Source organism: Magnetococcales bacterium (genome assembly GCA_015232395.1).
GTDB lineage: Bacteria > Pseudomonadota > Magnetococcia > Magnetococcales > JADFZT01 > JADFZT01.
On the sequence record JADFZT010000096.1, the window covers coordinates 1 to 13770 of the forward strand.

The following is a 13770-nucleotide window of genomic DNA, read 5'->3' on the forward strand; positions in this document are numbered from 1 at the left end:
CTCCCCGGGGGGGGGAAAGACAAGGTCAACGGCCTAAAACCTTGGGCTCTGCCCAAACCTGCCAAAGGGTCTAGACCCTTTGGAATCCCGACAAAATCACGTTGTGATTTTGTCATGTGTCTGATTTTGGTTTGGTATGTCTTTACCAGGAACTGGCTGAACAGTCAGGCTGATGGTGACAGGGCAAGAATCTCTGCAATCCGATTGGCCGCCTCACCATCCCCAAAGGGATTGTGAGCCTGGGACATCTGCTGATAGCTGGCTGGATTTTCCAGGAGTTCCAGCACTCCGCTGACGATGCGTTCCCGATCAGCTCCCACCAGACGGGAGGTGCCAGCTACAATGGCTTCCGGGCGTTCGGTGGTGTCCCGCATCACCAGCACCGGCTTGCCGAAGCTGGGAGCCTCTTCCTGGATGCCGCCGGAGTCGGTGAGGATCAGGGTGGAGCGGTCGAGGAGAGCGACGAAGGAGAGATAATCCAAGGGGGGGGTGAGGAGAATGTTGGGGGTGTTTCCCAACATGGACCGGACAGGCGCCAGAACGTTGGGGTTCAGGTGGACCGGATAGATCAGCAGCAGCTCTGGGCGTCGGCTGGCGATCTCCTTTAAAGCCTGGCAGATTTCCTGAAACCCCTGGCCAAAATTTTCCCGCCGGTGCCCCGTGATCAGCAGCACCTCGCCGGTTCCTGCCAGATGCGCCTGTATTTTTGCATGGGCTCTCTCTCCCGATATCCCCTGTAAGGGATGTTCGGTGAGATGGTTTCCATTCAGGCGTGCCCGGACCATCAGCAGGGCGTCAATAACGGTATTGCCGGTCTGATGGATTCTCTCCCGGGGAATCCCTTCCGCCAAGAGATTTTTCACCGCAGCCTCTGTCGGGGCAAAATGAAATCGGGCCAAGCGTCCCACCAGCTGGCGGTTGGCCTCTTCCGGAAAGGGATATTGGAGATCGTGGGTGCGTAATCCCGCTTCCACGTGGCCCACCGGAATGCCGGCATAAAAGGCTGCCAGAGCGGTGCTGAAAGCGGTGGTTGTATCCCCATGAACCAATACTACATCCGGCTGTTCCTGCTGCAACACCTGGGTCAAGGCGGTCAATATCCGGGCAGTCAGGCTCGGCAGATCCTGATCCGGAGTCATGAGGTCCAAATCGTGATCCGGATGGATGGCGAAGAGGTCGAGAACCTGATCCAGGAGGGAACGATGTTGGGCGGTGACGCACACCACACCCTGTAATTGGGGGTGATCGGCAACGGCCTTGACCACCGGGGCCATCTTGATCGCCTCGGGGCGGGTACCAAAAACGGTGAGAATTTTTTTCACGTTTCGTGCTTCCCCTCCTGATCTCATCCCACCCCCCTTGGGTTGGAGTGAAACAAAGAGTGCGATGGAATAGAGCCACGTTGGGGTGGCTTCCATGCCCCCTTTCCTATTTTTCCAATGTTTCAGAAAAAATATCGAGCAGTTTACGGGAGGTGTGGCGGACATCGAAAGAGGCTCCGTAGGCCTGATCCATGACCGGTGGGCGGCCTCCAGTCGCCAGCTCTCCAAGGCAGGCTGCAAGCCCTTCTATCTCTTGGTGACGAAATTGCCATCCCCCCAGCTGGGAGACCACCCGTTGGGAAGGGCTGCCCCCTGGCGTTAAGGCGATCACCGGGCGGCCACTGCCGATATAGTCGATGAGCTTGGAGGGCAGAAAAGGGGATTCCTCAAGATCGGCATCCAGCAGCAACAGACAATCCGCCCGGGACATTCTGGCCAGGCTTTCGGCATATGAAACGGGCGGGGTGAGGGTGACCCACTCCTGAACCCCGTAGCGATTGACCAGCCCTTGCCAATCTTCCCGGGAATATCCGGCATACCCCCCTACTCCGCCGATGGATTCAAAGATAAACCGCCCGGCCAGTTCGGGGTGGTGTTCCTTCAGCCACGCCAACGCCCTCAACACCGGCTCCGGATCCCGGCTGGGATAGTAGGCTCCGATGTGGCTCAGGATGAAAGGATTTTGTGGATGCTTCGTTGGGATTTCCGGGCTCAGTGGCTGGGGGGGATAGAGGGCTGCCTCATAGCAGTGGGGAACCACCCGCCCCAGGCGTTGAATCGACTCCGGATAATGGCGGAGGGTGCGCGCCATCAGCTCTTCGCTGACAAACACCGCCCGGTCGCAATTTTCCAGGACAAACCGCTCCCCGGCCAATATTTCCCGGGCCGCTTTGGGGGAGGGATCGTGGAAGGGATCGTCAACGATGGGGTCGCTGAAATGAGCCACAAAGGGAACGCCCAACCGGCGTTTGAGAAAGGCCCCCAAAAAATTGCTCACCATGGGTTTGGCAAAGGCAAAAACGATATCGAGCTGGTGTTGGTCGATGAGGGGGGCTGTCTGGCGATAGATTCTTTCCAGATAGAGCTGTTTTTCCCAGCGGGAGACGAAGGGGAGCTGTCGCCCCAGCCAGGAGCGAGGGGGCTTGGGAATGCGTTTGACCGCAACCGGAATCTCCCAGGGGGTGCCGGTTGCGTAGCCCACCACCATTGGATCGACCCCCTGCCGCTGCCATTCGGGAACCATCTTGCCGATGAGGATTGCCTGGGGCCGAAGCTGGGGGGGGGTCCAAAAGCTCAGGCAGAGGGGTTTCACGGGAGCATCCTCTGGGGTTGGGCAGGGGGGGGATAACCGGGTTGGAAGTAGATTGTGGAGAGAGAAGTTCCCGGGGTCGTCCCATCAGGCCACCGGCAGGTTCCAAGCCATTGTTCCAAGAGCTGCAACCGGTAGGAGACCCTGCTCACCTCCCCTCCCCCTCGGGCCATTCGGTGATGCCCTGCATCCGGCACATCCGTTCGAACCAGGCCCCCTTTTCTTGAAGCAGGCTCTGCCAGGTGCCTTGCTGAATCACCTTGCCCGCACCCAAGACATAGATATGATCGCAATCCCGCAGGGTGGAGAGGCGGTGAGCGATGAGGATCAGGGTGTTGCGGCCCCGGAGTTGATTCAGGCTTTTTTGCACACAGGCTTCCGACTCGCTGTCGAGGGCGGAGGTGGCTTCGTCAAAAATCATCAGGGGGGGATCCCGGTAGATTTCCCGGGCGATGGCGAGGCGTTGCCGCTGGCCCCCGGAGAGCTTGATGCCCCGATCCCCTACCAGGGCTTCGAATCCTTCTTGGGAGCGTTCGATAAAGTCGAGACAAAAGGCGAGCTGTGCCGCCTCCTGGATGCGTTTTTGACCGCTCGGGGTTGTGGCTGCCTTATCCCACATGGCGATGTTGTTGCTGAAGGTGTCACTGAAAACCACCGGCTCCTGGGTGACATAGCCGAAAAACTTGCGCAGAGTCACTTTGTCGAGATTTTGATAATCCTGTCCATCAAAGACTACCCGGCCCGATTGAGGGGGGAGCAGGCCGGTGATCAGATCCACCAGAGTGGACTTGCCCGAGCCGGATTCACCGACAATGCCGATGGTGGCGTTGCGGGGAATGGTGAGATCGATCCCTTTCAACACTTCATGCTCACCAAAGGCGAAGTGGACATCCTTGAGAGCGATCTCCTGGTTGAATTGAGTGATCTTTTTTCCACCAGGGGGCTCGATATTGTCCCGAAGCTCTTGCCGGGCGTTCATGACGATGGAAACCGCACCGGTGGTGCCGTTAAATTTTTGCCAGTTGCTCTGGAAAGCGAAGACCCGGTTCAGGGTGCGGTTGAGGAGCAGCAGGGTCACCAGAATGGCGGTCAGTTGCTGGCCGCGATATTCCACCAAAAAATAGAGCACCCCGGCAAAAATCAGAATGGAGATGGGCTCCAGCAGGGTGGGTGTCATTTCGTTCAACAGGCGCAAACGGATGATATATCCCTCTTCCCGGTGAACGGCATTGGTGAGGGAGCGGGCGGGATTGTTGAAGCCGGAGGTGGCCTTCAAATATTTAAAATGGTAGATGAACTGCAAAAAGCGATTTTGGATTCCCTCTGCTGCTTCGGAGATACGCAGGGAGAGGGTACGGACCTTGTTCAGAAGTCCCTTGAACAGATAATAGACCCCTCCCCCACAGACGATGGCCAGGAGGCTTACCTGCCAGTTGACAAAAAAGGAGACCACCAGATAAACACTGATATCGATGATGGAGACCAGGGCGTTGACAAAAGAAAAAAAACTGCCGGTGGCCCGGGGGATTTCGGTGGTAATGAGATTGTTGAAAAAGCCGATCTTGGCTTGGATGAAAAAGGGATAACGCATGTTGCGGAGTCGGTCGATAATATCGATCCGCATCTCAGAACTCAGCCGGGTCAACACCCGGGCGGAGATCGCGGCATAAACGATTCTAAAAAATGCCTTCAGAGAAAAGAGGGCGATGATCATCAACAGAAGCACCCCCAGGGAGGGTTCGATACCCACCGCTGTAAGCCCTTCAAAGATGGCTCGGGAATAGCCGTTTTGTTCCGTCGCTCCGGTCTGAAAATCGAGAATCGGCAGCACCATGGCGATACCCAGGCCATCAAAAACCCCGGATAGAAACACCACCCCGATCAGCAGCAGCAGGCGGTGGCCGCTCAGTTTGGAAAAAATTTTAAAATAGTGAAAAAGTGAACGCATCGGTCACAGGCAAAGGGTGGATTAATCAGGGGGTGGCGGACCTTTTGGGGAGCCACCCGTGTGGCACACAGAGAAGCCGTCCGGTTTATTTTTTATTGGAAGCCAGCTCAACAAAGGTGTCAGCCAATCCCGAGACCACTCGGGTAAAGGCAGCATAGTCGATTTTATCCGGTGTGTCTTCGGGTTGGTGGTAGTGGGGATAGCGATAGGGAGCGGTGTCGGTGATCATGACCGCTGGGATGTCATATTCCCAAAACGAAGCGTGATCGGACCAATCCACCCCCGGGATAAAGCTGGGGGCTGCCAATCCTTCGGAGGGAATGGTGGCATGGTGGCGAAAAATCCCCAGGGTTTGGTGGAGCAGGGAGCGGGAGGGCGGATTGGCCACAAAGGCGATAAAATGGCCCTGATTGGGATAGATCAGCCCCAAGGGAAAGGGATAGCTCTGGCTGTGGGGTCTGTTGCTGAAATAGCCGATGGTCTCCAGGGCATACATGGCGGTGATGCGCTCCCCCGCAGCCTGGCTCTCCCGGGCATACACCTGGCTGCCCATCTCCGGGGTTTGAAAAAAGGGGGGCTCTTCGTTGACGAAGGCCACCAGGCGAATGGTCTGGTGGAAGGTTTGACCTTGGAGGAGTCGGGCCAGTTCCAACAATCCCGCCACGCCGGTGCCGTTGTCGTTGGCCCCAGGGGAGGCGGGGACGGTGTCATAGTGGGCCCCGATGACCATCACCCCACGCTCAGGATCTCCACCGGCCAGTTCCACCTCCAGGTTATAAACAGCGCCTTCCATACGCTGCCCGGCCTCCCCCTCCAAGGCATAGGGGCGTCTGGTGACCGGCAGACCCATGGCTTTGAAATGCTGTTCGATATAGGCAACACTTCGTTCCAGGGTGCCTGGATGCCAGACGTTGCGCTCACCGATTGTGTCAGCCAGATAGTGGACGTGGTTTTTTAGACGCTGGGAGAGCGCCATCTCCTGGCGGGTGAGAGGGGGAGGTGCGCCTTCAAAGGAGTCTCCCGGCATATCTGAGACAAAAAAGAGCATGCCCCAGATCAAAATGATGACGAGTAGGATACTGCCCAATACAGCCATGGATTTGCATGCTCCCTATTTTTAAAAACAAGCATGATAAACTTGGATTCAATCTCAGATAGGTTTTGCAGCACATCAAAAAAATTTGATAAATCACAATGTTTGCTTAGCAGATTTTACCATCCACGACCATGAATTATCATCCTGAATCCGGCCGTTGGGCGTGTGTGGCTGGTGCAGGATATTGGTTTGCAGGATTTCCGGGAGCGTGTGACTCGGAGCTTCATTGCAGTTACAATCAATGACACTGAAACTGTTTTCTCTTTTTATGCCGGACAGCCAGCAGGAATCCGGATAGCCAGCAGGAATAATGATGCTGGGCCGTCAGGGCAGGGAAAATCCATGATCGATTTGGCATGCTCTCCTGAAAAAAATTGGCCTTCACCCAACCGGGTTACCCTGGTGGTTTATCCTCTCTTTGGAGCGCTGACAAGATGACCGGTCAACCCCCTTGCCGATTTTGCGAGCGCCCTTTGCGGCATGTTTTTGCTGATCTGGGGGAGACCCCCCTGGCCAACAGCTATCTGGAGCCGGCCCAGCTCAACCAGATCGAACCCCGCTTTCCTTTGCTGGCCCATGTGTGTGAGGGGTGTTATCTGGTGCAGTTGCAGCAGTTTGAGGCGCCGGGGGATATTTTTGGGGATTATGCCTATTTTTCCTCTTTTTCCGAAAGCTGGCTTGCCCATGCCCGGAGCTATTGCCAGGAAATGTTGCGGCGGCTTTCACTTAAAGCCCCAGCCCGGATTATCGAAATTGCCAGCAACGACGGCTATCTGCTGAAAAATTTTCTGGGGCGGGGTTTCGATATTTTGGGTATCGAGCCTGCGGTCAACGTCGCCATCGCCGCCCGGCAGGCAGGGGTCACCACCATGACCCGCTTTTTTGATTTGAAGCTGGCTCGGGAGATGGCCAGTCAAAATAAACAGGCGGATCTTTTGATCGCCAACAATGTGATCGCCCATGTGCCGGATCTGAACGATTTTATCCGGGGCATCAATATTTTGTTAAAGCCGGGGGGGGTCTGCACCCTGGAATTTCCCCACCTGCTCAACCTGATGCAGGAAAACCAGTTCGACACCATCTATCACGAACACTTTTCCTACTTTTCCTTTTCCACCCTTTTTAAAATATTTACCCATCACGGGCTGACGCTGTTCGATGTGGAAACCCTCCCCACCCATGGGGGATCCCTGCGGGTTTATGCCCGTCATACCAATGTAGCCCAGCCTGCCATCACCCATCGGGTGACCCAGATGCGACAAAAAGAGGCGAAGTTTGGCCTTAACCGCATCGGTACATATGCCAACTTTGGCAAAAATATCGAAAAGGTCAGGGCCGATCTATTGGTGTTTTTGGCCCAGGCCAAGCAGCAAGGCAAAACAGTGGTTGGTTATGGCGCACCAGCCAAGGGCAACACCCTGCTCAACTATTGCCGCATATCCAGCGATCTCATCAGCTATACCGTGGACAGGAGTCCCCACAAGCAGGGGCGGTTTTTGCCGGGGACGCGGATTCCTGTTCTGAATCCCAAAAAAATTCAGCAAACCCGGCCCGATTACCTGCTGATCCTACCCTGGAACCTGAAGGGGGAGATCATGCAGCAGATGAAATCGATCCGCAGTTGGGGGGGGAAGTTTGTCACGCCCATTCCCAAGCTACAGATATATTGATGGCCTCAGTCACCCACAGGCACCAACCACCCCTCTTTCCCAGCGGATTTATCCATGCGTTTCGTCCCGACCCCATTTCACGATGCCTGGATCATCGAACCAACCCCTTTTACCGATGAGCGGGGGAGCTTTGCCAGGGCCTATTGTGAACGGGAATTTCAGGAAAAAGGGCTCAACACCCGCTGGGTGCAGAACAATCACTCCATCAACCATCAACGGGGTACCCTGAGGGGGCTCCACTATCAATCACCTCCCCATGAAGAGATCAAAATTGTTCGGTGCCTGGTGGGAGCGGTCTTTGATGTCATCGTGGATCTGCGCCAGGAATCTCCCACCTATCTCACCTGGCAGGGATTTGAACTTTCTGATCGTAATCAGCATTCCCTCTATGTTCCAGCGGGGTTTGCCCATGGGTTTCAGACCCTGACGGATGGTGCCGAACTTTATTATCACATGTCCTGTTTTTACCATCCTGAATCAGCCACAGGGGTGCGCTGGAACGATCCGAAATTGAATATTGCCTGGCCGTTGGGTGAATCCCATATTTCTGACAAAGACCGGAACCTGCCTTTATTGACAAACCCTCATACCTGACAACTCATCCTGTTCCATCACCAAAGGTTGGGATCCCATTTCTGAAAGTAGCTCTTCCTCACTCCTAAAAAGCCTCTCAACTTCCCCAAAGCGCCCTGGCCCCAATTGGCAGCAGGATGGATTCCATGATAGATTTATAGGGCTTTCGGTGATCCACCGAGCCTGATGCTTGAGGGGAAATCCGATAGATATCTGCATCCCACCAAAACCACATTCCCGGCATCCCCGGGTCGAGGGTGAAAAAGAGAGTCATGAAAGCGGTGATCCTGGCGGGGGGGCTTGGCACCCGCATCAGCGAAGAGACCCACCTGCGCCCCAAACCCATGGTGGAGATCGGTGGGCGACCCATTCTCTGGCATATCCTGAAAATTTATGCCGCCCACGGCATTCATGATTTTATCATCTGCTGTGGCTACAAGGGGTATGTGATCAAGGAATATTTTTCCAACTATCTGATGCATATGGCCGACGTCACCTTTGACCTGGCCAACAACCGCAGCGAAATCCATCACCACACCGCCGAACCCTGGCGAGTCACCCTGGTGGATACCGGGGCCGATACCATGACCGGTGGCCGGATCAAGCGGATAAAAAAATATCTTGGGGAGGATGATTTTTGCCTCACCTATGGGGATGGTGTGGGAGATGTGGATATCCGGGGGTTGATCGCTCACCACCACGCCCATTCCTCTCTCGCTACCGTGACCGCTGTCCGCCCCTCTGGCCGCTACGGCGCGTTGGAGATGGAGCAGGATCGGGTGACCCGCTTTCGGGAAAAACCGGAGCAGGGGGAGAGTTGGATCAACGGCGGTTTTTTTGTCCTCTCCCCCAAGGTGTTGGACTATATCGAAGGAGACGCCACCCCCTGGGAGGGAGAGCCCCTCACCCGCCTGGCTCGGGAGGGGCAACTCTCAGCCTATCGCCACCGGGGATTTTGGCAGGCGATGGATACTTTGCGGGATAAAAAACAGCTGGAAGCGCTCTGGCTATCGGATCATCCCCCCTGGAAGGTGTGGTGAAGGGGGTGAGGATCCCCATGCAAAATGATGGCTGGCTGGTTAAAAACAAGGGGGGCCTGGTTGGATTTTTCTCGCCAAGAGCCCCGGCACAGCGCCGATGAACGATCTCTCCAGCGGTTCAGAAATCCATCGACCCTACTGTATCTGGGGGGCGCTGGGGCATGCCAAGGTGTTGGCCGAGTCTCTTGCAGAACAAGGCCGCCAACCGGTTGCTGTGTTTGATAACAATCCTGAAGCGATCTCCCCTTTTGAGGGTGTGCCTCTGTTTGTGGGCAAAGCAGGTTTTTTGCACTGGCGGGAGAGCTGGCAGGGGGGGTGTGATTTTGTGGTGGCCATCGGTGGTCATCGGGGGCGGGATCGGGTGGAGCTGGGGCAGTTTCTTTCCAGTCACGGATTAACCCCCCTCACGGTCCACCACCCCACCGCATATCTTTCTCCAAGCGCGGATATCGCCCCAGGGTGTCAATTGCTGATGCAGTCAGCGGTGGGGGTAGAATGTGTGTTGGCTCAAGGGTGCATCATCAACAGCCGGGCCTCGGTGGATCACGAATCCATATTGGCCCAGGGGGTTCATGTGGCTCCAGGGGCGACTCTGGCCGGATTGGTCCGGGTGGGGGCCTACACCCTGATCGGTGCGGGGGCGACCATTCTCCCCCGGATTGTGGTGGGTGAAGGAGCCATCGTCGGTGCGGGGGCGGTGGTCACCCGGGATGTGCCCGACCAGGTAGTGGTGGCAGGCAACCCGGCTCGTATTCTGGATTCGGCGACTATTCGTACTCTGGCTTAAGGATCGATATGGACGATCAGCAGCAGTTTGAACGGCAAAAATCCCAAGCCATCCAGGCCATGGCCGAGGATGCCGAGATGGATCGCCTCTCTCACGAGTGGTTTAAAAAAAGCTGCGACCACAACTATTCCTACAATTTTACCTGGCTGGGGCTGCCCATCATCCAATATCCCCAGGATATCCTGGCCATGCAGGAGATCATCTGGCAGGTTCGCCCCCAGCGGGTGGTGGAAACCGGCATCGCCCGGGGAGGCTCCCTGGTGTTTTATGCCTCGCTGCTGAAGCTGTTGGGAGAAGAGGGCCTGGTGGTGGGGATCGATCTGGATATTCGCAAACACAACCGCCAGCGTCTGGAAAACCATCCTCTGATGCCGGGGATTCGTCTGATCGAAGGCTCCTCCATCGATGAGGGGATCTTTGCCCAGGTGCAGGATCAGTGTGATGGGGCGGCCCCGGTGGTAGTGGTGCTTGATTCCAACCACACCCACGATCACGTTCTGGCGGAGCTTAGGCTCTATTCCACCCTGGTGGGCAAGGGCAGCCATCTGGTGGTGTTTGATACCGTGGTGGAAGACCTGCCGGCAGACTATTTTCCGGAGCGTCCCTGGGGTCACGGCAACAATCCCAAAACCGCCGTACAGGCTTTTTTGGCTGAAAACGACCGGTTTGAAATCGACCGGGAGATCCAAAACAAGCTGCAACTGACAGTGGCTCCCGATGGTTTTTTAAAATGCATCAAGGATTAGGGGCGTGGCGTTTTCCCAGGTGATGGTATCTCCCGTTGCCTGGCCTTCTCTTCCATCTTTGGCTTATCCCCCGGGTATAAGTCACCCCCTGGAGCACCCATAAGGAGTAGGCGTGTGGATTTTCCGGTTGCCGGTCCCTGGATCACCCAAAAAGAGATCGATTATGCCGCCGATGCCGCTGCCAACGGCTGGTATGGTCAGGCCAACGACTATATCCACCGGTTTGAAGGGGCTTTTCGGGACTATCTCGGGGTCAAGCATGCGGTGAGTCTCCCTTCTTGCACTTCGGCGATTCATCTTTCCCTGGCGGCGTTGGGGGTGGGGCCTGGGGATGAGGTGATTGTTCCGGATGTCACCTGGATCGCCTCGGCAGCCCCTGTCCACTATGTGGGAGCTAAGCTGGTTTTTGCCGATATCGATGGGAAAAGCTGGTGCCTCTCCCCTGCTTCTTTCGAAGCCTGCATCACCCCCCGCACCCGGGCTGTCATTCCGGTGGATCTTTATGGTGGAATGCCTGATATGACCGCCATTCGCCATATCGCCAAAGCACACGATATTCATATTGTGGAAGATGCCGCCCAAGCCATCGGATCAGCGTTTCAGGGAAAAAAAGCCGGTTCGTTTGGGGATACCGGCGTCTTCAGCTTTCACGGCTCCAAAACCCTCACGACCGGTGAAGGGGGGATGTTGGTCACCGATGATGAGGAGCTGTTCCAGCGGGTGATGTTTTTGCGGGATCATGGCCGCCCACCAGGGGATAAGTGGTTTTTTAATACCGAGGTGGCGTTTAAATATAAGATGAGCCCGATTCAGGCCGCCTTGGGATTGGCCCAGATTGAGCGGGTCGAGGAGCTGGTCAACAAAAAGCGGGAGATTTTCGCCTGGTATCGACAGAGGCTGGAGAAGATCCCCGGAGTCACTCTGAATCCGGAGCCGGAAGGGGTCTTCAGCAGCTACTGGATGGTTTCGATATTGATTGATCCGGGGCGGTCGTTTCACAAGCGGGAGCTGATGGCAAAACTGGCTCAGGTGGGGGTGGATACCCGGCCTTTTTTCCACCCCTTGAGCGGCATTCCAGCCTTTGAAAACACCCCGGAAGCCCAACGCGCCCGAGAAAACAACCGGGTAAGCCATACCCTCGCAGCTTATGGTGTCAATCTTCCCTCAGCCCTCTGCCTCAGCCATTCCGATGTGGAAACGATCTGTGACAGGCTGGAAATCATTTTGGCTGAGCAGGGCCTTGCTTGAGCCTGTCGCTTGCCCCTACCCTCTCCCGGGGTAAAATGAGCGACCTGTTTTTGGGTTGATTAAATGAGCCCGTTTTTTGGTGATGGAAAAAATACCGACCCAATCCGCCAGCCTCATCGGGTTTGATTCATGGATCGAGCGTCACAAAACAAGGTCACGGTTTTCATTCCCACCCACAACCGACCCAAATATTTACGTCGCGCTCTCGACTATTTGCAGGGTTCGGGGCTGGATATTTTGGTGTGTGACTCTTCTGAAACCAGGCAATCCCTGGCGAATCCGGATGGTTTGATTCGCTATCTGCACTTTCCCAACATCGGCTATGTGGAAAAACTCCATCGGGCTCTGCAAGAGGTGCGCACCCCTTTCATGGTGTTCATGGCGGATGATGATTTTGCCATTCCCGAAGCGGTGCTGAAATCCGTCGCCTTTTTGGAGGCTCATCCCGATTTTGTCTCCTGCATGGGCTTTTCCTTTCGCTTTGCTGTTATAGAGGAAGAAATTGTCTTTTGGGCCAAGGGGTGCCGTTTTGAGCGGCTGGGGGAAACCCCTTCCGAACGTTTTTTTCAGGGGGGCAACACGCCCTACTACAGCGTTTTGAGAACCGATATTTTGCAAAAAACCTTCGGGTTGATTGCCAACAGCCAACTCAATCAAAAGAGGCTCCCTACCTCCCGGGAGCGCACCTTTTACTACTATGTGGATTTGGCCCTCACCACGCTGTTGGCGGCTGGGGGTAAGTTTAAGCGTCTCGATATTCCATTCGGAGCCCGGGAAAACTCCCTGAACCGGGAGCCTGCCACTCGGATGCACGGTGATTTTTATGATGGAGATGTGGCGGCGTTTCACCAGGATTTGATCGAAGGAGCTGGTAGGCTGATGGGGGATGCGGATGGGGCGTGTGAAGACGCTTTGCGCCGATGTCTGGCCTTGCAGTTTTGTCAGCGCCTTGTCTGGGCTGAGAGTCAAACCTCGGAAGCTGAGAGCCAGAGCTTGGAAGAGGCTTCTCCTGCAACGAATCATTCTCTCCTGGGCAGATGGCTGCCAGCCTCCCTCAAAAAGCGGCTTCAGAGTTATCGTTTAAGACAATCCTTCCGCCGCATCAGCCGCAACTCCGGTTGTGACTGGACCATGTGCTTTTTGGCGACCGACAAGATGCAGCGTATTCGGACATTTATTCTCAGCCATGAGGTGGATTGAGGTGTATGGGGCGTGGAAAATGCTTGGGGTCTGGGGTATGAGATGAGGGTGGGATTATTCATTGCAGCTCAAGGATGGTGCTGGCTTGTGAAAGCGTCATCTGCATTCGAGCGGGGAACAGATCCCAACCAAGCTCTCTCCTACCCTACCATCCCTCCTCTCCCAGTAGCGGCACGAAGACACAGGGAAACTGTTTTTCCACCAGCGGAGTGGCACTGTTTTTTCGACGTACCAACGACAAATTTTGGCACCAGCGAGGGCCCATGGGGATCACCATTCGTCCGTGGCTTTGGTGGAGCTGTTCGAAAAGAGGCATGGGAAGGTTGGGGGCTGCGGCGGTGACGGAAATGGCATCAAAAGGAGCCAGCTCCGGCCAGCCCAGGGTGCCATCCCCCTCCACTCCCTGAATATTGGTCAACCCCAACGCTTTCCAGCGCTCCTTGGCTCCTGCCAAAAGCTCCCCAATCCGCTCCACCGCCACCACCTCTTTGGCCAGCAGGCTGAGCACTGCCGCCCCATACCCTGAACCCGCTCCGATCTCCAACACTCGCTCCACGCCGGTCAATTCCAGCAATTGCGCCATCACCGCCACGATATAGGGTTGAGAGATGGTCTGCCCTTGGCTCAGTGGCATGGGGCTATCTTCATAGGCGTGACCCACCAGAGCTGGCACGACAAATTTTTCCCGGGGTAGGCGGCCCATGCCTGGGTTTCTGACGGGTAGACACGGAAATTTGTAAAATCCCGTTTTATGACGGGATGTTGTGCAGGTTATCCCCACCCCCCTCGTGTGACTACAGTTTCTCTACTTCCTTGCGGGCATCCAATAGT

Annotated in this window: 12 protein-coding genes; 7 read left to right on the forward strand and 5 right to left on the reverse strand. The window is 55.8% G+C overall.

The window, feature by feature from the left end; translation table 11 throughout:
• Positions 1–164: 164 nt before the first annotated feature.
• From wecB to HQL52_17990, 4 genes are all read right to left on the reverse strand, one after another.
• Positions 165–1322 (reverse strand): UDP-N-acetylglucosamine 2-epimerase (non-hydrolyzing), encoded by a 1158-nt coding sequence (wecB, locus tag HQL52_17975; GenBank protein ID MBF0371333.1) that lies wholly within the window; start codon positions 1320–1322, stop codon positions 165–167.
• Between the two features lie 106 nt (positions 1323–1428).
• Positions 1429–2634, reverse strand: a complete 1206-nt coding sequence (locus tag HQL52_17980) for a glycosyltransferase (protein ID MBF0371334.1) — start codon at positions 2632–2634, stop codon at positions 1429–1431.
• Between the two features lie 145 nt (positions 2635–2779).
• A complete protein-coding gene (locus HQL52_17985) occupies positions 2780–4579 on the reverse strand; it encodes an ABC transporter ATP-binding protein (protein MBF0371335.1) in 1800 nt (599 codons plus the stop codon).
• Positions 4580–4664: 85 nt separating this feature from the next.
• Positions 4665–5675, reverse strand: coding sequence for a M20/M25/M40 family metallo-hydrolase (locus tag HQL52_17990; protein ID MBF0371336.1), 1011 nt, complete (start codon positions 5673–5675; stop codon positions 4665–4667).
• A 434-nt stretch (positions 5676–6109) separates the two neighbouring features.
• On the opposite strand from HQL52_17990, the gene HQL52_17995 reads away from it, so the two are divergent.
• The 7 genes from HQL52_17995 to HQL52_18025 all read left to right on the forward strand — a co-directional run bounded on the left by HQL52_17995 (position 6110) and on the right by HQL52_18025 (position 12939).
• Positions 6110–7345, forward strand: coding sequence for a class I SAM-dependent methyltransferase (locus HQL52_17995; protein MBF0371337.1), 1236 nt, complete (start codon positions 6110–6112; stop codon positions 7343–7345).
• A 54-nt stretch (positions 7346–7399) separates the two neighbouring features.
• Positions 7400–7939 (forward strand): dTDP-4-dehydrorhamnose 3,5-epimerase, encoded by a 540-nt coding sequence (gene rfbC / locus HQL52_18000; protein ID MBF0371338.1) that lies wholly within the window; start codon positions 7400–7402, stop codon positions 7937–7939.
• A gap of 251 nt (positions 7940–8190) precedes the next feature.
• Positions 8191–8958 carry a glucose-1-phosphate cytidylyltransferase gene (gene rfbF, locus HQL52_18005; GenBank protein ID MBF0371339.1) on the forward strand — a complete coding sequence of 256 codons (768 nt, stop codon included), beginning with the start codon at positions 8191–8193 and terminating at the stop codon, positions 8956–8958.
• Positions 8959–9055: 97 nt separating this feature from the next.
• Complete coding sequence (locus HQL52_18010) at positions 9056–9745, forward strand: acetyltransferase (protein ID MBF0371340.1); 690 nt, start codon at positions 9056–9058, stop codon at positions 9743–9745.
• A gap of 8 nt (positions 9746–9753) precedes the next feature.
• Positions 9754–10491, forward strand: coding sequence for a cephalosporin hydroxylase family protein (locus tag HQL52_18015; GenBank protein MBF0371341.1), 738 nt, complete (start codon positions 9754–9756; stop codon positions 10489–10491).
• Positions 10492–10605: 114 nt separating this feature from the next.
• Entirely contained in the window at positions 10606–11739 is a 1134-nt protein-coding gene (locus HQL52_18020; GenBank protein ID MBF0371342.1) for a DegT/DnrJ/EryC1/StrS family aminotransferase, read from the forward strand.
• A 129-nt stretch (positions 11740–11868) separates the two neighbouring features.
• Positions 11869–12939, forward strand: a complete 1071-nt coding sequence (locus HQL52_18025) for a TIGR00180 family glycosyltransferase (protein ID MBF0371343.1) — start codon at positions 11869–11871, stop codon at positions 12937–12939.
• A gap of 145 nt (positions 12940–13084) precedes the next feature.
• Here the strand turns inward: HQL52_18025 and HQL52_18030 are convergent, their stop codons facing one another.
• Positions 13085–13642: a protein-L-isoaspartate(D-aspartate) O-methyltransferase gene (locus tag HQL52_18030; GenBank protein ID MBF0371344.1), complete on the reverse strand. Its 558-nt coding sequence runs from the start codon at positions 13640–13642 to the stop codon at positions 13085–13087.
• Positions 13643–13770: the final 128 nt, after the last annotated feature.

Excerpts from the sequence above, each read along its gene's own strand:
- HQL52_17985 (MBF0371335.1), bottom strand. The coding sequence starts at position 4,579 with ATGCGTTCACTTTTTCACTATTTTAAAATTTTTTCCAAACTGAGCGGC.
- HQL52_17990 (MBF0371336.1), bottom strand. The coding sequence starts at position 5,675 with ATGGCTGTATTGGGCAGTATCCTACTCGTCATCATTTTGATCTGGGGC.
- HQL52_17995 (MBF0371337.1), top strand. The coding sequence starts at position 6,110 with ATGACCGGTCAACCCCCTTGCCGATTTTGCGAGCGCCCTTTGCGGCAT.
- rfbC (MBF0371338.1), top strand. The coding sequence starts at position 7,400 with ATGCGTTTCGTCCCGACCCCATTTCACGATGCCTGGATCATCGAACCA.
- rfbF (MBF0371339.1), top strand. The coding sequence starts at position 8,191 with ATGAAAGCGGTGATCCTGGCGGGGGGGCTTGGCACCCGCATCAGCGAA.
- HQL52_18010 (MBF0371340.1), top strand. The coding sequence starts at position 9,056 with ATGAACGATCTCTCCAGCGGTTCAGAAATCCATCGACCCTACTGTATC.
- HQL52_18015 (MBF0371341.1), top strand. The coding sequence starts at position 9,754 with ATGGACGATCAGCAGCAGTTTGAACGGCAAAAATCCCAAGCCATCCAG.
- HQL52_18025 (MBF0371343.1), top strand. The coding sequence starts at position 11,869 with ATGGATCGAGCGTCACAAAACAAGGTCACGGTTTTCATTCCCACCCAC.
- HQL52_18030 (MBF0371344.1), bottom strand. The coding sequence starts at position 13,642 with ATGGGCCGCCTACCCCGGGAAAAATTTGTCGTGCCAGCTCTGGTGGGT.